A 22,392-nucleotide genomic window follows, 5' to 3' on the forward strand; every position below is an offset into this window, starting at 1 on the left:
AATAACATCATTTACTCTAGGAGTGAGCAAGTTGAATGTATTGTTAACCGGTGGGACCGGCTTTGTTGGACAACACCTGACAACAGTATTAATGAAACAAGATCATCACGTTTACATACTTACACGTTTTCCTGAAAAACATACATCTAGCTATACATTTATTGGATACAACCATAACGTCAGCAACCTTCCCGTTATCCACGCTGTAATTAATCTGGCTGGCGAATCACTTTTTGGCTATTGGTCAAAAAAGAAAAAGCAAGCGATCGAAACAAGCAGGCTTAACACAACACAATTGCTGATTGATTGGATGAAGCAATTGTTCCAAAAGCCGTCCGTGTTCATTAGCGGGTCTGCCATTGGGTTTTACGGTACGTCAGAAGATATGATTTTTACGGAAGAGTCAACTGAACCTGGCGACGACTTTTTAGCCCATGTTGTGATGGAATGGGAAAAAACAGCTAGTCAAGCAGAAGACATGGGAATCCGCACTGTCTATACCCGTTTTGGTGTTATTTTAGGTGAAGCTGGGGCACTCCCATATATGGGGTTACCTGTTAAATTATTCGCCGGCGGGAAAATTAGCAACGGAGAGCAGTGGGTTTCCTGGGTACACGTGGAAGATGTCGTTCAACTCATTCTTTTCTGTTTACAAAACGAACGAATCTCAGGACCAATAAATGTAACGGCACCGAATCCAAAGCGAAACAAGGATTTCACTAAAATATTAGCACATGTGTTAAAGCGACCTCATTGGCTTCCTGCCCCATCTCCATTAATGCGGATTGGCATCGGAGAAATGAGCCAATTAATCACAAAAGGACAATATGTTTTACCAAAAAAAGCGGAGGCAAACAATTTTTCGTTTGCATATCCTGATGTAGAGCATGCAGTCAACTACCCACCACTTATCGGCCTTTCGGCCTGATTGAAGTGGGGGCTTGAAAAAGCTTTAGTTGTCTAGCCTAAGTCTTCATTGACTACGTTGGTTTGGTTATCACACCCAAGGATGATACCCTAGTCCATTGCTCTGTGCCGGCACTGTAATAGTTCTGATTGGGTAGGAACGGTCAACCGGAATTTGGCGGTATTACCGCAAAGCCTTACCAACATTGGCGAAGGGTAACCACTCTGAGAGGAGGAACACAATGGTTGTGTTCGTTATCAATAAGCATGGACAACCTTTAATGCCATGCAAACCAAGAAAAGCAAGATTGCTGCTCAAAGAAAAGAAGGCAAAAATTGTTTCCCGCAATCCATTTGGAATTCAATTATTGTATGAAACCAATAGTTACACACAGGAAGTGAAGATTGGCATTGATTTAGGAACGAAATATGTCGGCATCGCCATTACGAGCAAAGACAAGGTGCTAGTCAAAGGGGAAGTGGAGCTTCGCCAGGATGTCAAATCTGCCATTGATACCAGAAGAACCTACAGACGTTCCAGAAGAAACAGGAAAACACGTTATCGTCAGCCGCGTTTTCAAAATCGTGCCCGAGGAGAAAGATGGTTGCCGCCGAGTATACAAAGCCGGGTGGAAAACACTTTCTTTTGGATTGACAAGTTTTGTGACCTTGTGCCAAATCCTGAGTTGACAATGGAGGTCGGTAAATTCGATGTGCAAAAAATGATTGATCCAGCTATTCAAGGTGTGGCCTATCAAGAAGGTCAGACGTATGGCTACCATGATGTGCGCTACTTTGTATTGGCAAGAGATCACTATACTTGCCAAGTGTGCAAAAAGAAAGGCAAAGTTTTGAATACACATCACATTATATACCGTACACACGGAGGTTCCAATCGGGCAGACAACCTGATTACCGTTTGTACAGACTGCCATACACATGACAACCATCAGCGGGGAAACATTCTTTGGAAATGGATGGTAGAAGGGAAAAGATTGGCACAGTACAAAGAAGGTCCATTCATGAATATTGTTCGTAAGAGGGTATTTACCAAGTATCCTCATGCAAGAATTACATACGGTTCAGTGACAACACCGAAACGTAAAGCATTAGAATTGGAAAAAACGCATGCAAATGATGCGATTGCCATCAGTGGTATTTCATCCATCAAGGAAAACGCCGAGACAACGTTCAAAATCAAGCAATTCCGCAAAAAGAAACGTTCATTACACGAAGCGACAGCAAGGAAGGGACGTAAATCTAAAAACATCACGAGTAAAAGAAATGAAAAGAACAAGAAATATCTCAAGGGATTTTATTTGAATGACAAAGTAAGGTTATATGAGAAAACCGGTTACATTACAGGCTTTACTGGAACAAGTGGTGCTTATGTCAAGTCTATTGATGGAGATTATATCACCATGCCAAACAAAAGCTATAAGCAAGTTGGTCTTAAGGAATTGACACAAATCAGTCATCATAACAATTGGCAGTTTGAATACAAAGCATTTGGCTAAGCCAACCGAAATTCATCTCCCACCTACTCATTGGGCTATAGCCCTTCACATTCCTTGAGGAGGGAGACTTCTTTCGGAGTGCAGTTAAAGCAAATCTTTCAGAAATAGCAACATAACATCGTCGCATTTTGGCTCAAAAAAGTTATTTTCATTTATACAAATCCAGTGTAAAATAAAAGCAGAATAGAATTAAATAGGGAAGGCAAATGGTGCGCCACCAGTACATACTGGTTCTAGTGGGTTCGATTCCCACCCCGGATTTTTGTTGAACGCTAACTAAAAATTCGTGGGTGGTCCGTGCTACTGATTCCCTTTTAACTTAAGGATACCCACCTGTAAATAAGGAGGGTATTTTTTATGCTGAAAATGCGTGATTTACACGAAGTACCTGGATTATTCGAATTACTTGTGCACCCGGAAGTATTTCCCTATGTAAGACAAAAAGCAACAACAAGTGATGAATATTATTTCATTACAAAACAGACAATAGAAGCAGAAGAAAATGGAGAATTGATTTCCCGAACCATTTTAGATGAATTCGGGCAACCGATTGGTACAATAAATTTATTTGAAATCCAGGACAATCACGGGTTTTTGGCCACCTGGATCGGCAAACCTTATTTCGGAAAAGGATATAACAAACTAGCCAAGGAGCAATTTTTTGCGGAACTTTTTTTTGATTATCCAATCGAAGCTATTTTTATGAAAGTAAGAAAAACAAATACTCGTTCTCTGAAAGCAGTTTTAAAATTGCCTTATACAGTGCTAGGAAACACACTTTACACAGCTGTTTATCAACAGATTAATCCACAAGAAGAAATTTATGATCTGTTTGTTATCACAAAAGAACATTACTTGGCCTATCAACAATTTGCCAATGCTGACTCTACATCTAGTGATGAGGAAGTTTCCTAATTGTTGTATGTATAAATCTCCCTTAACAGGCAAATGCTAAGAACAAAGCGAGGGATATTTATGAAAAAGAACCCAAAGCATAATCATCAAGAAGAAAAATTTCTTTCGAAGACGCAAGAGGTGCTTTATCAGCGGGAATTTAAAAGCGCTGATAAAGTGTATAACCAATTTTCCCAAAAAGGAACCCGGAGATAATCAATCCGGGTTCCTTTTTTATCCACAGGAAAAGCCCCCCTGTTAATAACTTATCTACGCCCTGTTGATAATGTTGATAATTCCACCTATATGTTAGAAACTGGTCTCCTGTTTGTTGATAACTCTGTGAATAACTTTATACTTAATATGCTAGTTTAATCCTATATGTTTCGGTTTCCTCTTTCACGTGAAAACCTTTTTCCTCCTGGGCAATTCGTTTTAATAAAACTTTCATAGCAGCTTTTTCGGCATCTTTCTTTAGCTTGCCATACCCGTACCCCGTCATAATATTAGTCGATTCAAAATCCATTGCAGCTTGCCAGACTGCAACATGCTCTACATTCCACAAATAAATACTAACCGTGTTGTTTCCCGATACATGAATTTCAAAATCCTCGCTGTTAAACATTGCACGTAAGATGAAACATTTTGTTAAGCTCGTGATGGTATGATGATATAAAATCAAACAATTAACCATAGCACTTTGCTCCCTCCGCACGTTCTATTTAGGAACATATTACTATATGTTCACGATAAGAACAACAATAAGCATTTCTCTCCTGTTTGTCATGATAGGATTGAAAGTATCTTAAGGATAGCTATAAGGTCCTGTTTATATCCTAATTTTATTTGTTAGAGTGTGATAATCATGAATTTGGAGCAGATTGCCTACAATATTAAATTTTTACGTGAACAGAATGAGTGGACACAAAAAGAGCTTGCGGAAAAGCTATCAACCTCACGTTCTGTTATCGCAAAATGGGAGAACAATGTGGTTACCCCTGACGTACCATCACTGATTGAACTTAGCGTGGTATTTGATGTAACGATTGATCACATCGTTGGTAATTACACATTACGGGAGGATCTGCTAAAAGACTTTAAACGAGTATATAGTTCCAAAGCCCGACCATTCGATGTTGAGGTGATGGAGCTGGTTGAGTACTTAATGATGCATCCACTTTTAAAGGAACAAATTCATCGACTAAAAAAGCTACCAATGAAAAAACAAAAATCATTGCACCTTTTATTCGCTACAATGATTGACGAATATGAACGATTATGAGATGGAGAAAAGGAATGAACGTGTCATCCCTTTTCTAACTAGTAAGATAATATAAATTTGAGCCTATTTTGTTCACGGACAGGGTGAGCCACGTCCAGCTCCAGCGCTAAAGTTGCGGCGAGACCTTCTTCACCTCCGTTCCCATAGTCCAACATCGGTTCGCTCGCGCTTTTTGTTCCTACCGTGCCACTTCAATTGTTATTTTTCGCAGCATGATCCATGAAATTCCATATAGTATCAAACCAATTAGCAATAGCTCAACAAAGAATGTCATCGTTAGTGATTCGAGTATACCGCTGAAAAAGTCGATAATCCAACCATATGCTACACCAAATAATAGTGTAATAACAAGTGCACCAACAACAGCCCCTCCACCTAGTAAACCATATTTATAGAATAATAACCCAATTGTAAACATGAATGCCAAGATGAAAAACATGACAGTGGTATCAATCATAACACGTGTTAACCATGTATCCGTCATTAATTGTGCCGGATGGATAAAGCGGAATGTGTCAATACCTACCCCATCCGACATCCATATAACAAGTGAGTGAATGGTATTTGCTAGTATTGCTTTTACTAGTGCCAATCCCAGAAAGAAAATTCCTATACTCACAAACAAATTCTTTCTTGTTGCACCCATCTTAATCGAAAACGGTATCCCCTGTTTCACTGTAATAAAACCAAATATTCCACAGTAAATATAAATCGCCATTGATAAGGTAAAAACCATTCTTCCTTCATCAACATTCATTAAAAGGTATGCTCCAACAATACTAATAATTAATGTGCTAATCAAAATGGTCCAAAAGATAAATAAAGAATGTCTGACATCCGTAATGAAAAAATAAAGCAACCCGTTCACTTGTCTTCCCATATTCAGGCCCCCTTCTTGCTTTCTGTCAAGTAAATCATTAATTCCTGAATTGGCACCCCTTCAACCGATAAACCAGCTGACTCCGCCTGTCGCCTACTCCCATAGACATATGCCGTCATCATCCCTGCAAGTTCCTTTTTACTAATAACCTGCTTATTACTAATAAAAGCTTCCACTTCTTCTATACTCCCAGAAACAGCGCACGTATTATTGCGTAAAACCTCCGCTTCTTCCTTCAATACAAGCTTGCCATCTTGAATGATCAATACTTCTTCAAACAGCAAACTTACTTCATCAATTAAATGCGTAGAAAAGATGATCGTACGTTTTTCCTGTTCATACTCTTCCAACAGGATCTCATAAAATTTCCTTCTTGCTGCCGCATCCAAACCGATATATGGTTCATCAAAAATGGTGATCGGTGCTTTACACGCTAAACCAACGATAATCCCCAGGGCTGATGCCATCCCTTTTGATAGCGCCTTCACTCGAGCATTACGTTTTAACTTATAAACATCCATTAGTTCATCGGCCAGCTCTTGGTCCCACGTCGGATAAAATAACGAATACATCCGTAGTACATTTTTAACCTTTAAATCACGTTTAAAGTTGTTACCTTCTTTAATTAAACAAATGGATTCTGTTAACCGCTGATTATCAAACGGCTTTTCCCCATCGATCAAAATTTCACCGCTTGTCGCCAAAATATGACCAGATAATATTTCCATAAAGGTTGTTTTTCCCGCTCCATTACGTCCCAGTAGCCCATAGATTTTTGGTTCATCTAATGAAAATGAAATCGTGTCAAGAGCTAATGTGTCTTTATATTTCTTTGTTACACTTCGTACGTCAATTCGCATTATTTGTTCCCCCCCGTTTAATCATTTCTAGTAAATCTTGATCACTTAATTGTAATTTTTTTGCTTCACTCCTTAATGGTTGAATGAACTTTTCATAAAAATGTTCCTTTCGTTTTTCAATTAAAATTTCTTTGGCATCGTCTGTCACAAACATTCCAACACCTCTTTTTTTAAATAAAATATTTTCATGAACGAGTTCATTTATTCCTTTTGCTGCGGTTGCCGGATTTATCTTGTAAAAACTTGCGAATTCATTCGTTGATGGTACCCGTTCACCAGGTTTAATGGTCCCATTGATAACCGAATCTTCTAGTTGTTCCTTTATCTGCAGGAAAATTGGCCTGTTTTCATCCAACGTATTTTTCATGATACCCACCTCGGTTAATCGGTTAATTACTTATGTAACTAACCATATAACTGAGAGGCATATTTGTCAATAGTTTTCTAAAATATTTTTATATTACTACGCACTGACATGCAATAAAATTATCATTAACTTCCAAAGTATTACTAATATATAATCCAAAAATGACAATAAAAATAGCAGAAACGAATTCCCAGTATTGTGAATCCTCCTGCTACTTTTATTGCTAATTTCTATTCGATTAGTTATGATTTTTTCTTATTTGCACCTCAAAAGGGAATGTCTACTAATAATGTGCAAAACTTTAAATTTAACTTTTTAATCTTCGCCAATTTTTTTATCTTCCTTTTTAGGAAGCCTGCCAGCTTTCTTTGCTGCATCGCGTAACAAAAATTCCACGTGACTATTGACGCTACGGAATTCATCTTTTGCCCATCTTTGCAAAATATCGTACAACTTCGGGTCTATACGTAATGGGAAATTCTTCTTCTTTGCCATAGAATCCCTCTTTTACTAAGTTTAAAACGTTGGCTGTTTTATTGATACAATGATCCAGTATTTATAACTGGTTGTGCACCATGATCGGACACAATCGAAACAAGTAAATTATTAATCATGGCCACTCTTCGTTCCTCGTCTAAATCAACAATTCCTTCTTTTTCAATCCGTTCAATGGCATCCTGCACCATTCCGACTGCACCTTCAACGATTTGCCGGCGGGCAGATATGATAGCACTTGCTTGTTGCCGCTGTAGCATCGCTTGAGCAATTTCAGTTGAATAGGCAAGATGTGTCAAACGCGTTTCAATTACTTCTACACCCGCAACGTTTAATCGTTCCTGTAACTCCGTTGCCAGTTGATTGGACACGACATCAGCGTTTCCTCTTAACGTCAATTCAACATCTTCAAATGTATCATACGGATATTTCGTTGCAACCGCTCGTATCGCAGTTTCACTCTGAATCTCCACAAACTGTTCATAACGATCAACATCAAACACAGCTTTTGCCGCATCAACCACCTTAAATACAATTACAGCAGCAATTTCAATTGGATTTCCATTGACATCGTTAACCTTCAACCGCTTACTATTAAAATTTCGCACCCTCAATGAAATTGTCCTTCTGATGGAAAAAGGAACCGTAATCACAATCCCTTCCCGGCGGATCGTCCCCATGTATTTTCCTAAAAAAATAACGACAACTGATTGATTCGGCTGTACCAATGTAATACCACTACCAAGTGTAATCGCAACAACAAGACAAATTCCACCAATAACAAATTGCTGGTTAATCAAGCTAAAAACGGCTCCGGCAATAAGTGCAGCAATTACGATTATTCCCAAAAACCCATTCATCGACCAAGCATTTTTTTCCTGCATAGCAAACCCTCCCAATATATTATACCTATATTAAAATGATATCACTATTGTTTAATTTTGTAAACTAATTATTTTTATTTTCTGTTATTTAGTCATCTAGCCTATCCTAAATAAATAAGCAGTGTAGTTTCTTTTTCTGAAACCACACTGCCTCTAGCCTATTCACCCTGCCTTTTCCGTCAATCCATCAATCGGTGTTTTTTCTGTCATGATAAAATAACCATCTCCATCCGTTGAAATGGTAATATCGCCAAATACTGCCGTAGAATAAATGTTTGCATTAACCTTTTGTAGATTGCGAATTACCCGATCAACTGGATGACCATAATCATTTTGTTTACTGTACGTAATAATCGCTACTTTTGGTTTGATAAGATCCACAAATTTATAAGACGTACTCGTGTTAGAACCATGATGCCCAACTTTATAAATTTCCGACTGGATATCTTCCGTCTGAATTAAGCGTTTTTCTTGTTCCCGCTCAGAGTCACCCATAAGTAAAAAATCGATTTCTTGAAAACTCACCTTTAAAACAATGGACGATTGGTTATTATTTTTATTTTCTTCATATGCATTTAAAATCTGTATGTTCACAAGTGGATCAATGGTGATCGTATCGTTTAGCTTGGCAATTTCTACCGGTATTTGATTGTTTTTAATTGCGCTGATATAGCGTGCATAGGTTTTTGTTGTATGCAATTTGCCTGAGTCAATTATTTTCTTAACCTTGAATGACTTCATTACTGCTGGCATTCCTCCAATATGATCAATATCCGGGTGAGTTGCAATTAACAGGTCAAGCTTTTCCACATGATGTTCTTTCAGAAAGCTAACCACTTTCTTTCCAGCTTTTGGTGGGCCAGCATCAATAAGAATTGTTTTTTCGTTTGGTGTTTGAATAAAAATGCTGTCCCCTTGACCTACATCAATAAAATGTACCTTCATTTGATCCATCGTTTCTCCATAAATAATATCTTTAGGAAAAAGAAAAAATAGGACAAGCCCTATTAGTGTAAACGTCCGCATATGAAACATCCTTTTTACAATTGCTTTAGTTCTCTTAGTTTTTTCAAATTCGGCATGTATTATGAATGATGCAGGTGAATTATTTTTTACCTAAGGATCTTTTCGTAATGTTTGTTGTTTTTTAATTTCGCAGTTGATATAAACTGTGACGTAGTGTTTTATTGATTGGTGTTTCACTTCTACCGCTCCGAAATTAATACGAAGTAAGTGCTCCGTTGATTTCCGTTCCGGGCAGTCGCTTTCCGCGGGCACTGCTTCAGCCTCCTCGGAAGAAAACCACTTTTTCTGCGTGCGATGTATTGCTGCCGAAGCTTCCCTTGTCCTGTGGGGTCTTCAGACACGTGCTGTTCCCGCAGGAGTCGACTGCCCTTCACTCCAATCAACTATATTAAAAAATGAATAATAATTATTGTTATTTGATCCAGCAATAAATGTTGGATATAGCAACGTACTATTATACCAGAGAAGGAAATATACGGAGACTCCTGGGGGAGGAAAGGCATCGGTGAGACCTCGCAGTGCGACGAGCGAAACTTCCACCTAGTAAGCTTCGAGTTGCGAGGAGCGATACTTCACCGAAATTACTTGCAACGCGATGAGCACCCAGCACGAGGAGGCTCGACAGCCGCCCCCGGAAAGCGAAGTGTATTTCCGTAGCGGTAATTAGTGCACATTTTATGGATATTGTGTAAAAACAACAAATGTTTTCGATGGGGCGAGTAATCGCAGTCCCAATCTTTTAGAAACAATTTTATTCAAACAGTATCTACCAACAAAAAAATCCTGCCCCGAAATTTTGGGACAGGATTTAATGAAACTTACGCTTGTTTTACTGTTATTTTGTTCTCAACCATATCAACATTTATTGCCGTTATATCATTGTTTTCCAATAGCAAGTCTGTTAATTGATCTTCTACTTTATCTTGGATAACCCGACGTAATGGTCTTGCACCAAAGCGTCGATCATAACCAAGTCGAACCAATTCATGTTTTGCTGCATCAGAAATTGTAATATTCAAATTGTTCTCTTCCATATTTTGTGTTAAATCGTTAAGCATCAAATCAACAATTTCCAATAAATTAGCTTCACTTAATTCATTAAATGAAATAATTGAGTCAAACCGGTTTAAGAATTCTGGTTTGAAATAAGCGCTCAAATTTTCCAAGATGGATACAGATTCATGCTCGGATCGATTAAAGCCAACATTAATTTCTTTTATACCAGTTCCAGCGTTACTTGTCATGATAATAACTGTATCTTTAAAACTTACCGTACGACCGTGTGAGTCGGTTAAATGACCATCCTCCATAATTTGCAAGAACATATTTTGTACATCTGGATGTGCTTTTTCAATTTCATCAAGCAAAATGATGGAATAAGGATTTCGACGAACACGTTCGGTTAATTGTCCTGCTTCCTCATGACCTACATAGCCTGGAGGGGAACCGATAATTTTTGACACCGCGTGTTTTTCCATATATTCACTCATGTCCAGACGAATAAGTGCGTCACGAGAGCCAAACAATTCTTCTGCAAGTGCTTTGGTTAACTCTGTTTTTCCTACACCAGTCGGACCAACGAATAGAAATGATCCAATTGGACGGTATTTTGATTTTAATCCTGCACGACTACGGCGAATTGCTTTTGCAACCTTATCAACTGCTTGTTCTTGACCAATTACTTTTTGCGAGAGATTGCTTGCAAGGTTTTTCATTTGTTCTTGTTCATCTTTTTGCAGTTTCGTAACAGGAATTCCCGTTTTTTCTTCAATAATTAATTGAATATCTTCTAATCCTACATCAATTACTTGTGCTTCATCTTTTGCTTTATCCAGTTGTTTTTGCAATTGTATTTCCTGGTAGCGCAAGTGTGCTGCACGTTCATAGTCTTCTTTTTCAGCAGCTTGTTCTTTTTCCTGCACTACTTCATTTAATTTTTGTTCAATGGAATCCGAATCTTTTTCTGCATTAGCAAGATTCAAGCGAGATCCAACTTCATCCATTAAGTCAATTGCTTTATCTGGTAAAAATCTGTCTTGAATATACCGTTGTGATAACGTTACAAACGAACGGATAACATCATCGGAATATTTTACTTCATGGAATTTCTCATAACGCTCTTTGATACCATTTAAAATTTGTATAGCTTGTTCGACTGTCGGTTCTTTGACCATTATTGGCTGTAGGCGACGTTCGAGCGCTGCGTCTTTTTCAATGTTGCGGTATTCTTTTAGTGTTGTTGCACCAATTAATTGCAGTTCACCACGTGCAAGTGCTGGTTTTAGAATGTTTCCTGCATCCATTTGTGAGCTTTCTGCTGTGCCTGCACCGACTAATAGATGGATTTCGTCAACGAATAGAATAACGTTTTGACGTGTTTGCAATTCTTGAACTAATTGCTTCATCCGTTCTTCAAATTGACCTCTTATGCCAGTGTTTGCTACGAGTGATGCTACATCAAGCAAATAAATTTCTTTGTTCATCAATTTTGTTGGAACATTACCTTCTGCGATTTTCACAGCTAGGCCTTCTGCGATTGCTGTTTTCCCAACACCTGGTTCACCAATTAGAACTGGGTTATTTTTATTTCGTCTATTAAGTGTTTCTATCACACGTTTTACTTCATTATCACGGCCGATTACTGGATCAATCAAGCCTGCGCGTGCAGCGTTAGAAACGTTTTTTCCTAATTGATCAAGCAATCCATTTCCTTGGTTCCCTTGTCTTTCTTGTGTTCTTGTTCCGGCTTGTTGTGCACCATTTCCTTGGAAAAAATGTTGTGCAAAATCACCTTGTTGATCGGAACCAAAACCTGAACCAGAGAAGAAGTTATTCGTTGGATTCATCATTTGTCCTTTTATTTCTTGAAAGCATTGATTACATAAATGCATTTGCACTTTTTCATTATTTATTTGCATCGACATATTAATTGTTGCTGGTTGAATACCACATTGTTGACATTTCATCATGTCATTCCTCCTTGTGAATTCTAAAGCGGAAGCGTCTGACATTCCACTCTGATCAAATCGTCTTTCGTCAATATTGACTTTGACTATCTTTGACCTTGTAACTTCATTATACTCTGACCTTTTTTGACTTTCAAGAGGTTTGGTTAATTTTTTTACAAAAAAACAGGTGCAGCTAATTAAGCCACACCCATTTCTTCCTATATTACAGTTTTGCTTTTTCCTTCTGTCTTAATTCGATTCGTCTGATCTTCCCTGACGTTGTTTTTGGTAATTCCTTAATAAATTCAATTTCCCTTGGATATTTATATGGAGCAGTTAGCTTCTTGACATGATCTTGCAACTCTTTAACCAACTCCTGATTATCCTTTACTCCTGCACGTAGAACGACAAATGCTTTGACAATATTGCCACGGACTTCATGTGGACTTGCGACAACAGCACATTCTTGGACAGATGGATGTTTGACCAATGCATCTTCTACTTCAAACGGCCCTATCGTATATCCGGAACTAATAATAATGTCATCGCTACGTCCTTCAAACCAGAAGTAGCCATCTTCATCCTTTGAAGCTTGATCACCCGTCACATAATAATTGCCGCGCTGGGCTATTTTTGTACGTTCAGGATCTTTATAGTATTCGCGGAATAATGCAGGACAATCAAGTTGAACCGCAATATCACCTACTTCGCCTGCTGCAACCGGATCACCATTTTCATCGATTATCTCGACTTCATTGCCTGGTGTCGGTTTTCCCATTGAACCTGGTTTGACCTTCATATCTTTCATAAAACCAAGCAACAACGTGTTTTCTGTTTGCCCATAACCATCGCGAACCGTTATGTCAAAGTGTTTACGGAATGTATCAATCACTTCTCTGTTTAGTGGTTCACCAGCAGATACCGCACTATGCAGCGCAGGCAGTTGGTAATCCGATAAGTTATCTACCTTTGCCATGATCCGATATTCCGTTGGGGTACAACATAAGACATTAATCTCATTGTCCTGAAGCAATGATAAATATGTTTTGGCATCGAATTTCCCATGGTAGACAAAGCCTGTTGCGCCAGATCCTAATACAGATAAGAACGGACTCCAAATCCACTTTTGCCAGCCTGGCCCAGCTGTTGCCCACACAGTATCACCATCATTGATGCATAACCAATTTTCCGACGCTGTTTTTAAATGGGCATAACCCCAACCATGTGTATGTACAACACCCTTTGGATTTCCTGTCGTACCAGATGTATATGGCAAAAACGCAATGTCATCGCTTGTCGTATCTGCGATTGCCAATTTATCAGATGCCTCGTCCTTTAATCGATCCAAAAAGAGCCATCCCTCAACAGGTTCGCCAACGACAAAACGGGTTAGTTCATTGTATTCATTAATCTCTTTGTATTGGTCAACAAATGGATAATAGCTTACAACTCCACTGACTTCCCCATGACGAATGCGATATTGCAAATCCTTTGTTTTAAGCATTTCCGAGCTTGGTATTATGATAATTCCCGTCTTTAATGCAGCTAAATAAACTTCATAAGCGGAAATCAATCGTGGGATCATAACTAAAATTTTATCGCCTTTTTTCAAACCGTTCTCCAGGAAAGCGTTTCCAATCCGGTTTACATTTTTCATCAATTGGGTATAAGTAACTATATCGTTATTCCCAGCATCATCTTGCCAAATTAATGCCTTTCGTTCTGGATCTGTTGCATAACGCTCCATTTCCATTACAATATTATAATTCTTTGGAGCAACCAAGTCTTCTCTGTTCATCTGTATCAACTCCATTACTAGGATATATATTTTATTATAGCAAATGTTGAGAAAACTTTAAATATATATTTTTCAACTAAAATAAATTTCGATCTCTTTCGACAAAAATGTATTCCAATATCATGACTATTGAACTATACTATTGTTATAGAACAATGCATTTATATTTTCTTATTATACAAATAAGGATGTGATAACATGGCCAAGGTTCCCCAGAAGAAAAACAGCAATTTCTTACGCTCACTTTTTAAGCAAAATAATATAAAAACAGAGAATACATCACCTATTGAGAATGATATTTTACTAGATTACTATCAATCATTGGCAAATTATCACCCAGATTTAATTGTTGTTCTTTCACTAGATGGTAAGATCATTTCTCAAAATCGAAAAAGTCTGAATGAATTTTTGGGGTATCATTCAAGAGAGAAAATAAATTACTCAGATTTTATTAATCAAGACAGTTATTCAACCGTTCAATCGGCGTTTTACGCTACATTAAAAGGAAAGCCACAACGACATGAAGTGATAATCCGGAATAAACACGGGGAATTATTAAATACGGTATTAACATTTATCCCAATCAGAAAGACAAACGGGGATGTTGAGGGCATTTACATAATTATTCGCGACAACACGAAACATAAACGTTTGCAGAATGAACTTGCTTTAAAAGAGCGCCATTTAACACATGCTCAGCAAATTGCCAATATCGGCAGTTGGGAATACGATATCACGGGAGATAAACTGTTTTGTTCGGACTATTTTTATGACATTTTCGGATTCGATAAATCAAAGACGATCCCAACAATGGATAAACCATTTGCATTTGTCCATCCCGAAGATAATGTGAAAGTGAGGAAAATCGTAGACGAATCTTGCCGAAAAGGAATCAGCTATGCGGTTGATTTTCGTATCTATCATGGAAAAACAAACAAATTAAAATACATTAAAGTACAGGCGGAAGTAATATGGAAAAATAATAATCCATATAAGCTTGTTGGGGTAATAAAAGATTATACGACCCAAAAACACTTAGAAAGTCAAATGATAGAAACACAGAAAAGCTACCGGCATATTTTTGACAATTTGAATGTCGGTATTTGGTTAAGGGATTATGATTCAGGTAACGTCACGTACATTTCCAAAAGGATGGAAGATATTTTGCAGTATCCGCTTCAAATGTTTTATAATCGGAATTCCGCAAATGTTTGGCAAAATATTGTTCATCCAGATGATCGGAAAGAAGCACTTGAAAGACAGAAACTGTTGCAAAATGGGGAAACTTTGCTGCACAAATATCGTATTATTTGTGGTGATGGTACAACGAAATGGATTTTTGACCAAACGGTACCATGGTTTGATGAAAACGGGAAGCTTATCAAGGTTTTTGGCATGTTCGCTGATATCACACCTGAAGTGGAAATGCAGCAGCAGCTCGACTATTTTGCAACACATGATACACTAACAGGATTACCGAACCAACGCAGTCTATATGAGAAACTCGACCATTTATGCGCTGAGCGAACGAACAAAAAATTTGCTTTGTTTTACCTTGATTTAGACCGTTTCCAAATGATTAACGATTCATTAGGCTATCAAATTGGTGATGAAGTACTAAATCAGATTGCCAGTCGATTATTATCAATATTGCCGAACAACAGCTATGTAGCACGAATCAGCAGTAATGATTTTGTAGCATTAATAGAAGATTATAATACAAAAGACGGCCTTTTCCAACTTGCGGAATTTCTAATAAAGAAAATGATGGAACCACTAACAGTTAATGGCTACGGGTTACACATTACCACAAGTATTGGAATCAGCTTTTTTCCCGATGATGGTGAAACGAAACTCTCGCTAATCGAAAATGCTCATGCCGCTTTATACCATGCGAAAAATCTTGGCAAAAATAACTATCAGCTCTATTCGTTTTCACGGGATATCTCATCCTATAAAAAGTATGTCATTGAGAAAGATATGCGAAGAGCAATTGAAAATGAAGAATTCGAAGTGTATTACCAACCACGTGTTGATGCAAAGTCTGGTGTTATCCAAGGGGCAGAGGCGTTAATTCGCTGGAATCATGAAGAGTGGGGACTTGTCTCACCAGGTGAATTCATTCCGTTAGCAGAGGAAAATCATCTTGTCCACCATATTGGGGAATTTGTTTTGAAGCAGGTTTGTTCCCAATTGCGTACCTGGAAAGATAACGGAGTCAAACTGCACCCTATTTCCATTAACATCTCACCACTTAGTTTTATGCGACCAGGGTTAGTTGCATTTATTGAAGAACAGCTAACGACGTATGATGTACCAGCAAAGTATTTGGAAATAGAAATTACCGAGAGCTCATTATTACGAAGTGAGCTACAAGTACTCGAAACGTTACAAGGCTTGAAAGATCTAGGCATCAAAATCGCCATTGATGATTTTGGTACGGGATATGCATCCTTAAATTATTTACGTCAATTTCATGCAGATACACTAAAAATTGATAAGCTATTTGTAGAAAAAATTGCCGCAGATAACAAAAGTAATGCTGCCATCATTTCATCCGTTTTACATTTAGCAAAAGGATTAGAAATGAAAGTAGTTGCGGAAGGTGTAGAGGACTATGAGCAATTGGAATTCCTGCAACAGAAGGAATGCAAGGAGGTCCAGGGCTTTCTGTTTTCAAAGCCTGTTCCCATTGATACATTTGAACAAATGCTGCAAACCGGCTATATTAAACCAACCAAACAGAAAGTAACCAAGCAGCCAGAAGAAGAAAGAAGAAGCTTTTATCGCTTTGCTTTCCCGCGGCATGTGCTTGGTGAAATGTCGATTACAGAGGTCAACAAACGAAAAGTAAATCTCGGTTCTGCCGATGTTTTGGTTAAGGATATCGGCCTTGGCGGAATCAAAATTCTGTCGTCCTTAAATCTACCTGTTAATTCACCAATGAAATTGAAGTTTTCCATTCGGCTACTCGGAGAAAACTTTGATTTTGACGGTACATTGGTTTGGAAAAACGAAGCAAAAGGGGATACATTCCATTACGGGATTAATTTTGATATTCATGAATCTAATGAGGATAGACTTGCGGTCGTCATTAATAAAATGACTGTACTGCAAAGATTAAATCAAGAAATACCCGATACAAACTTTATTAACGAAAACCCGTATCTTTATTTAAGAAAGAATCATATATAATAACAAAAGCGTAAGCGCCCGATTTGGCGTTTACGCTTTTATTTTAAAGCTCAAATATTCCGGTTGGTAGCATATCTTTTAACACTAAATCATCAAGGCTTCTAAATTGATAACCTTGTTTTTTTAACTCTGTAATCAATTTAGCTAATGCAGCTGCATTATCGGAAGAAACCGTGTGTAGCAATACCACGGCACCAGGATGCATCTGTTGCATAATTTGCTCAAAAGCATAATCCCCGCCTTTTTGCGCATTTGTATTCCAATCAGCAAAGGCTAATGACCAGAAAATATGAATATACCCTAAGTCATTTGCCCACTTTAATGTTTGCTCATTGAACAACCCTTTTGGTGGCCGCATATACTTTATGTCCTTTTGGTTTGTAAGATCCGAAACTGCTGCTTCCAATTCTTCCAGCTCTTTTTTCATCGCATCTTTGGTCAAGATGGTGAAATCTGGGTGATGATACGAATGGTTGCCAATAATATGGCCCTCATTCGCCATTCGCTTCACAAGTTCAGGTTCACTTTTTACATAATGACCGGTCACAAAGAACGTTGCCGGTACATCTTCATCCTTCAATACATCCAGAATATCATCTGTATAGCCTTGTTCATAACCGTTATCGAACGTTAAGTAAACAACTTTATCTCCAGAATGATCCGCATAATAGGCTCCGTATTTATCAAGCATATCACGATACTTTCCAATATCAGGTATTTGATGATCCGAATTTTTTTTATAACCCCAACCATAACTACTAGCTTGAACGGCAGAACCCATCTGAGAGAAGACAAGCAAAAACAATACCATGATGGTAAACAAATTAAGTATTTTCCGCATAACAACCCACCTGTTTTTTCTTACTTTTTCCTATTAGACATGAATTATGCAGTACTAACCCGATTCAGGGTGTCTGAACGTCTTCAGTATTCTGATAGGCTTTTTAGTGTTACTTTGAATCATTATAAAGAAAATCCCTGTACAAAGCTTCAAGCAGGGATTTTCACGAGGGCTATTTTAAATTAAACGAAAAGGAAATATAGTCTTGAATTGGTACCCAAGCGCCAATTCCTTGCTTCGTTACGTTTTTTACGACGATTGATTTTTTATTGCCTTTCAATTTGATGTACACTTCACCAAACGTTACTTGCCCTTTTTCATTGACTGCTGGTGCGTATGCTTTCAATGATCCAAATTTTTCGGTCGGTACAGCATACGAATTTTCCTTTTTGGTGTTTTTCCCGATAACAGTTTGATAAGACAATGGTAGATCTGTTTTATCTTTTGCCTTTAACAACATCATTTTCTTGATGTCATCTGGCTTGGCAATTTTGTTGGTAAGTGCACCTTTTACTTCTTTCTTTTGCTCTTGAATATAATTCATCTTTTGATTCGTATCTCCGCCAAGGTTATTTAATTCGTTTTCGTTTATTTGTTGATATTCCCAATTAATCGTTGTATCCAGTGATTTGTAGTTAACGGGCCAACGACCTAAGTAAATCATTCCACGGTATCCAATCGCAACGAATGAGGGATCTACTGTCGTTTCGTTTAGCATTTTAATAAGATCGGGATTTTCAATTGGAACATCCACTTTGTCGATCAATTCCTTGGTCGATTCACTTGCTTCCACGATTTCCTGGTCCTCGGTTGAATTCGGGAACGTGTTTTCTTTTGAAATATTAAGTACATGGCTTGGTACTTCAAAATCATTTTTTGCCTTTTCCTTCTCTTTCGCAAAACTGTTCAATGGGAAAAGTAAAACGAAAACAAATACAATGAATCCAATCCGGTAAATATTTTTTTGTTTCATGTGTCCCATTCCTTTCCATTACCTTACGTAACCTTAGTTTTTTCAGACACATGAATATTATACCTGCCATTTATCCTATATTAACGGTCGGCAATCCCCCATTGAAAGATACATTTTTATCGACTAAGTTCAATTATTTCCAGATGTTCCTCTACATTTATACTGCCTTCAACCGAACGAACCATGGAACAATTTTTTCTGGATAATTCCAGGTTACGTTGCATTTTGGCTGGATCTAAATGATTCCCTTTAATTGTGTAGTATAAAGTAATGCTTTCGATTCGATTTGCTTCGTCTGGATTTCGTTCTACTTCCGTTCGAATTTGCAAATCCTCATAATCAGTTCGTTGCTTATCTAAAATTTTCCGAAAAACAGACGCACTACAACCAGCGATAGACGCTACCATTAGTTGAAAAGGACGGAATCCGTATTCTTCATTTCCCGAAATCGATAGTTCACCATAATCAAATTCAACCCGCATTCCATTATCTTTCATAAAAAATTCCATACTAGTCACTTCCTTTTCCTTTTAGTGCGTGTTCAAAAAGTTGCCAAATTAGACGCAAGCCAACGAAGAGATTCGCCGCTTATTATTTGGTGACTTTTTGAACAACCTCTTTTATTATGCATTAACCTAATTTCCTTTTATCATAACGTAAAAATTCATTATATTCTTGCTTGATGATTGACCTTTTGTTTAAAAACCATTAAATTGAATTTTGCGAGGATTTTTAAAGGGGAGCGATACGATGGTAACTGCAAAAGTCAGATTCTGGATTCTAATTTCACTTGTAACAATTTCTGGTTTTTCTCAAGGAATGCTATTACCATTACTCGCTGTTATTTTGGAGCAAAATGGTGTCCCCTCCTCTGTGAACGGATTACATGCGACAGGATTGTATATTGGTGTATTAATAGCTTCTCCATTTATGGAAAAACCAATGCGCAAATTTGGGTTTAAACCGATCATTGTTGTTGGTGGATTACTAGTATTTGTATCGATGGCATTGTTTCCAGTTTTTCAAGCGCTTTGGTTCTGGTTTATCTTACGCGTTACAATTGGAATTGGCGACAATATGCTTCACTTTGGCACGCAGACATGGATCACAACAACTTCAGCAAAAGAAGATAGAGGTAAAAACATCGCACTATATGGATTGTTTTTTGGTGTCGGTTTTACACTTGGGCCGTTAATGACCCGCCTTCTTTCTGTTAATGAAACATTACCATTTTTGTTATCGGCATTGTTTAGTGTCGTCGTATGGTCTGGGATGTTTTTTGTCCGAAATAAATGGCCAGTGGAAGAGACGAATACATCACATGGGACAAGCTCTTTTAGTCGCTTTATTCAAACAGGAAAGATCGCCTGGGTTGCATTATTACCTGCATTTGGTTATGGATTTTTAGAAGCCACCTTACATGGAATTTTTCCGATATATGGACTACGGATCGGCCATAATGTTGATATCTTAGCATTGATTATCCCTTGTTTTGCAGCAGGAAGCCTTATATCTCAGTTACCTTTAGGAATACTTAGTGACCGAATTGGTAGGCGAAAAGTTCTCTTGTATGTGCTGTCGGCTGGCGTTATCTGTTTCTTCTTTGCCGCTATGTTAGAAACATCATCAATTGCATTATTTATTCTATTCGCCCTAGCCGGTATGTTTGTTGGATCGCTTTTTTCTTTAGGTATATCCTATATGACAGATTTATTACCAGGACCGCTTCTGCCGGCAGGAAATTTAATGGTCGGCATTGCCTTTAGTATTGGCAGCATTAGTGGACCATACCTTGGTGGCTTGCTCTTGCAGGTTTTACCCGAGATGTCATTCTTCTATGTAATTGTTGTGATGCTTTTGGTTATATTGGGGGCTGTATTTTGGAAAAAAGATAGAGAAACAGGATCCAACCCCGTCAACGAGGTCAGTCCCTAAATAAACCGGCTATATCGTTTTTCCAATCGATCTTGCATAAAGGAAATCAACACACAAATCGGCCAATAGATTAGCGCAACTAAAATGTACATCGTCATCGAGTCATACGTTCTTCCAGCTACGATTTGTGCCTTCTGAAATAACTCTGGCACGGTAATAACTGCCGCCAATGATGTTGCCTTCACTAGATCTAGATAAACATTTGTCAAAGGTGGGATTGCGATCCGGATAGCTTGGGGTAAGATGACTTTACGCATTGTCTGCCAATAACCCATGTTAAGCGCTTTTGCTGACTCCCATTGTCCACTGCTGACACTGTTTAATGAGGAACGGTTAATCTCAGCAATATATGCAGCACTATTAAGGCCAAAAGCCATTGATGCAGCCAAAAATGCTGATAGTTCGATTCCAACAACAGGCAAACCTGAATATAGAATGAACAAAAATACTAAGATTGGTGTACCCCGCATGAAGGAAATGTACATTCGTGCTGGCCATCTGAGTATAATTCGGTCAGAACCACGTGCTAAAGCAAGGAAAAATCCTAATAACAGCCCTATCGCCATACCAATGAACGAAACGGATAAGGTTGCTGGGATTCCTTCCAGTAAAAATGGTAGGCTTTCCCAGGCGAGCCGCCAGTCAAATAGCTTTCCTAACTGGACGACATCTATTTGGAGATCAAACATCTTACTCTATACCTTCAATTTCTATAATTTCTTCATCAGGTTTTTGCGAGACATCCTTTCCACCAAAAAATTCCTTCGATAATTTCGTCAGTGTTCCGTCCTCACGCATACCTGTTAATGCTTTATTTACTTTCTTTTTCAATGTATCAGCATCTTTTTCCATTACAACATTTTGTGTCGTTGGATAGAATTTCAAATCTGGTTGAATCATAATATTCAAGTCTGGAAATGCCTCTAATGCAAGGCTTTGCAAATAATAATCATTAATAATGACATCTGTTCGTCCATTATCAACATCCCGTAAATAAACATCATTCGTGACATTGCCATACGTTTTTACATCGGCACCGAATTTCCGAGCGATATCACTGTAAACGGTCGTTGCTGCCCCACCAGCTTTTTTCCCTTTTAAATCTTCTAATGAAGTAAATTCTGATACTTCATCTTTTCGAACAATCATCGTGGAATACGAATATTTGTAAGGGTTACTAAAAGCAAATTTCTTTTGGTTATCTTCCCTCAGACCGGCCTGAACAACATCGATTCGTCCTGACTTTAATGAAGCAAACATCGCATCAAAGCTTAAAGTTTCAAAGGTTACATCTAAATCTAATCGCCTGCCAATTTCACGAATTACTTCCACATCATAACCAGTTAATTCATCCGAACCCTCCGGATAATACGAAGCAGGATAAAGTGTGCCAGGAGTTCCAACCACTAATTCTCCAGCATCTTTTATCTCAGCCCATTTCCCGTTGGCCTTTTCGCTATCACCTTTCCCACCTTGCTCATTAGCATCACCACACGCCGCTAAAATGAATACTAATGTAAGTAATAATGCTCCTACTTTTAACTTCATTGCCATCCATCCTTTCCATGTATATATTGTTATAGAAAAAATT

General features: G+C 38.0%; 21 protein-coding genes. 7 read left to right on the forward strand and 14 right to left on the reverse strand.

Features of this window, described 5'->3' with window-relative positions; genetic code table 11:
- Window positions 1-31 precede the first annotated feature (31 nt).
- The 4 genes from ACW2QC_RS07000 (at window position 32) to ACW2QC_RS07015 (ending at window position 3,533) form a co-directional block, all read left to right on the forward strand.
- Window positions 32-928, forward strand: a complete 897-nt coding sequence (locus ACW2QC_RS07000; protein WP_457543265.1) for a TIGR01777 family oxidoreductase — start codon at window positions 32-34, stop codon at window positions 926-928.
- A gap of 220 nt (window positions 929-1,148) precedes the next feature.
- Window positions 1,149-2,423 carry an RNA-guided endonuclease IscB gene (gene iscB / locus ACW2QC_RS07005; protein ID WP_457543266.1) on the forward strand — a complete coding sequence of 425 codons (1,275 nt, stop codon included), beginning with the start codon at window positions 1,149-1,151 and terminating at the stop codon, window positions 2,421-2,423.
- A 357-nt stretch (window positions 2,424-2,780) separates the two neighbouring features.
- Complete coding sequence (locus ACW2QC_RS07010) at window positions 2,781-3,338, forward strand: GNAT family N-acetyltransferase (RefSeq protein WP_457543267.1); 558 nt, start codon at window positions 2,781-2,783, stop codon at window positions 3,336-3,338.
- A gap of 60 nt (window positions 3,339-3,398) precedes the next feature.
- The gene (locus ACW2QC_RS07015) at window positions 3,399-3,533 is read left to right on the forward strand and encodes a YfhE family protein (RefSeq protein WP_457543268.1); all 135 of its coding nucleotides are present in this window, start codon (window positions 3,399-3,401) and stop codon (window positions 3,531-3,533) included.
- Between the two features lie 142 nt (window positions 3,534-3,675).
- On the opposite strand, the gene ACW2QC_RS07020 is transcribed toward ACW2QC_RS07015, so the two are convergent.
- Window positions 3,676-4,011, reverse strand: a complete 336-nt coding sequence (locus ACW2QC_RS07020; protein WP_457543269.1) for a hypothetical protein — start codon at window positions 4,009-4,011, stop codon at window positions 3,676-3,678.
- A 171-nt stretch (window positions 4,012-4,182) separates the two neighbouring features.
- On the opposite strand from ACW2QC_RS07020, the gene ACW2QC_RS07025 reads away from it, so the two are divergent.
- On the forward strand, window positions 4,183-4,599 hold the full coding sequence (locus tag ACW2QC_RS07025; protein WP_457543270.1) for a helix-turn-helix domain-containing protein: 417 nt from the start codon (window positions 4,183-4,185) through the stop codon (window positions 4,597-4,599).
- Window positions 4,600-4,777: 178 nt separating this feature from the next.
- Here ACW2QC_RS07025 and ACW2QC_RS07030 read toward each other — a convergent pair whose 3' ends face one another.
- From ACW2QC_RS07030 to mbcS, 8 genes are all read right to left on the reverse strand, one after another.
- Complete coding sequence (locus ACW2QC_RS07030) at window positions 4,778-5,479, reverse strand: hypothetical protein (RefSeq protein ID WP_457543271.1); 702 nt, start codon at window positions 5,477-5,479, stop codon at window positions 4,778-4,780.
- 2 nt (window positions 5,480-5,481) lie between these two features.
- Entirely contained in the window at window positions 5,482-6,339 is an 858-nt protein-coding gene (locus ACW2QC_RS07035) for an ABC transporter ATP-binding protein (RefSeq protein ID WP_457543272.1), read from the reverse strand.
- Window positions 6,329-6,706: a GntR family transcriptional regulator gene (locus ACW2QC_RS07040; protein ID WP_457543273.1), complete on the reverse strand. Its 378-nt coding sequence runs from the start codon at window positions 6,704-6,706 to the stop codon at window positions 6,329-6,331. The genes ACW2QC_RS07035 and ACW2QC_RS07040 overlap by 11 nt, the downstream gene beginning before the upstream one ends.
- A 315-nt stretch (window positions 6,707-7,021) precedes the next feature.
- Window positions 7,022-7,201 carry a toxin-antitoxin system HicB family antitoxin gene (locus ACW2QC_RS07045; protein WP_106494586.1) on the reverse strand — a complete coding sequence of 60 codons (180 nt, stop codon included), beginning with the start codon at window positions 7,199-7,201 and terminating at the stop codon, window positions 7,022-7,024.
- Window positions 7,202-7,239: 38 nt separating this feature from the next.
- Entirely contained in the window at window positions 7,240-8,085 is an 846-nt protein-coding gene (locus tag ACW2QC_RS07050) for an SPFH domain-containing protein (protein WP_457543274.1), read from the reverse strand.
- Between the two features lie 162 nt (window positions 8,086-8,247).
- A complete protein-coding gene (locus ACW2QC_RS07055) occupies window positions 8,248-9,111 on the reverse strand; it encodes a ComEC/Rec2 family competence protein (RefSeq protein ID WP_457543275.1) in 864 nt (287 codons plus the stop codon).
- Between the two features lie 818 nt (window positions 9,112-9,929).
- Window positions 9,930-12,077: an AAA family ATPase gene (locus ACW2QC_RS07060; RefSeq protein WP_457543421.1), complete on the reverse strand. Its 2,148-nt coding sequence runs from the start codon at window positions 12,075-12,077 to the stop codon at window positions 9,930-9,932.
- A 205-nt stretch (window positions 12,078-12,282) separates the two neighbouring features.
- Entirely contained in the window at window positions 12,283-13,857 is a 1,575-nt protein-coding gene (gene mbcS, locus ACW2QC_RS07065) for an acyl-CoA synthetase MbcS (RefSeq protein ID WP_457543276.1), read from the reverse strand.
- A 198-nt stretch (window positions 13,858-14,055) separates the two neighbouring features.
- Between mbcS and ACW2QC_RS07070 the strand changes: the two genes are divergently transcribed.
- Window positions 14,056-17,052, forward strand: coding sequence for an EAL domain-containing protein (locus ACW2QC_RS07070; RefSeq protein ID WP_457543277.1), 2,997 nt, complete (start codon window positions 14,056-14,058; stop codon window positions 17,050-17,052).
- Between the two features lie 43 nt (window positions 17,053-17,095).
- Here the strand turns inward: ACW2QC_RS07070 and pdaA are convergent, their stop codons facing one another.
- From pdaA to ACW2QC_RS07085, 3 genes are all read right to left on the reverse strand, one after another.
- On the reverse strand, window positions 17,096-17,893 hold the full coding sequence (gene pdaA / locus ACW2QC_RS07075) for a delta-lactam-biosynthetic de-N-acetylase (RefSeq protein WP_457543278.1): 798 nt from the start codon (window positions 17,891-17,893) through the stop codon (window positions 17,096-17,098).
- Between the two features lie 172 nt (window positions 17,894-18,065).
- Window positions 18,066-18,875: a YfkD family protein gene (locus ACW2QC_RS07080; RefSeq protein ID WP_457543279.1), complete on the reverse strand. Its 810-nt coding sequence runs from the start codon at window positions 18,873-18,875 to the stop codon at window positions 18,066-18,068.
- A gap of 107 nt (window positions 18,876-18,982) precedes the next feature.
- On the reverse strand, window positions 18,983-19,375 hold the full coding sequence (locus tag ACW2QC_RS07085; protein ID WP_457543280.1) for an OsmC family protein: 393 nt from the start codon (window positions 19,373-19,375) through the stop codon (window positions 18,983-18,985).
- A gap of 241 nt (window positions 19,376-19,616) precedes the next feature.
- Here ACW2QC_RS07085 and ACW2QC_RS07090 point away from each other — a divergent pair, with 241 nt between their 5' ends.
- Entirely contained in the window at window positions 19,617-20,801 is a 1,185-nt protein-coding gene (locus ACW2QC_RS07090) for an MFS transporter (protein WP_457543281.1), read from the forward strand.
- On the opposite strand, the gene ACW2QC_RS07095 is transcribed toward ACW2QC_RS07090, so the two are convergent.
- Together ACW2QC_RS07095 and ACW2QC_RS07100 are read right to left on the reverse strand one after the other, a co-directional pair.
- Window positions 20,798-21,490, reverse strand: a complete 693-nt coding sequence (locus ACW2QC_RS07095) for an amino acid ABC transporter permease (RefSeq protein WP_457543282.1) — start codon at window positions 21,488-21,490, stop codon at window positions 20,798-20,800. The two genes, ACW2QC_RS07090 and ACW2QC_RS07095, sit on opposite strands and share 4 nt — an antisense overlap.
- A gap of 1 nt (window position 21,491) precedes the next feature.
- A complete protein-coding gene (locus ACW2QC_RS07100) occupies window positions 21,492-22,355 on the reverse strand; it encodes a transporter substrate-binding domain-containing protein (RefSeq protein ID WP_457543283.1) in 864 nt (287 codons plus the stop codon).
- Window positions 22,356-22,392 lie beyond the last annotated feature (37 nt).

It is taken from the genome of Virgibacillus sp. FSP13 (genome assembly GCF_054048505.1).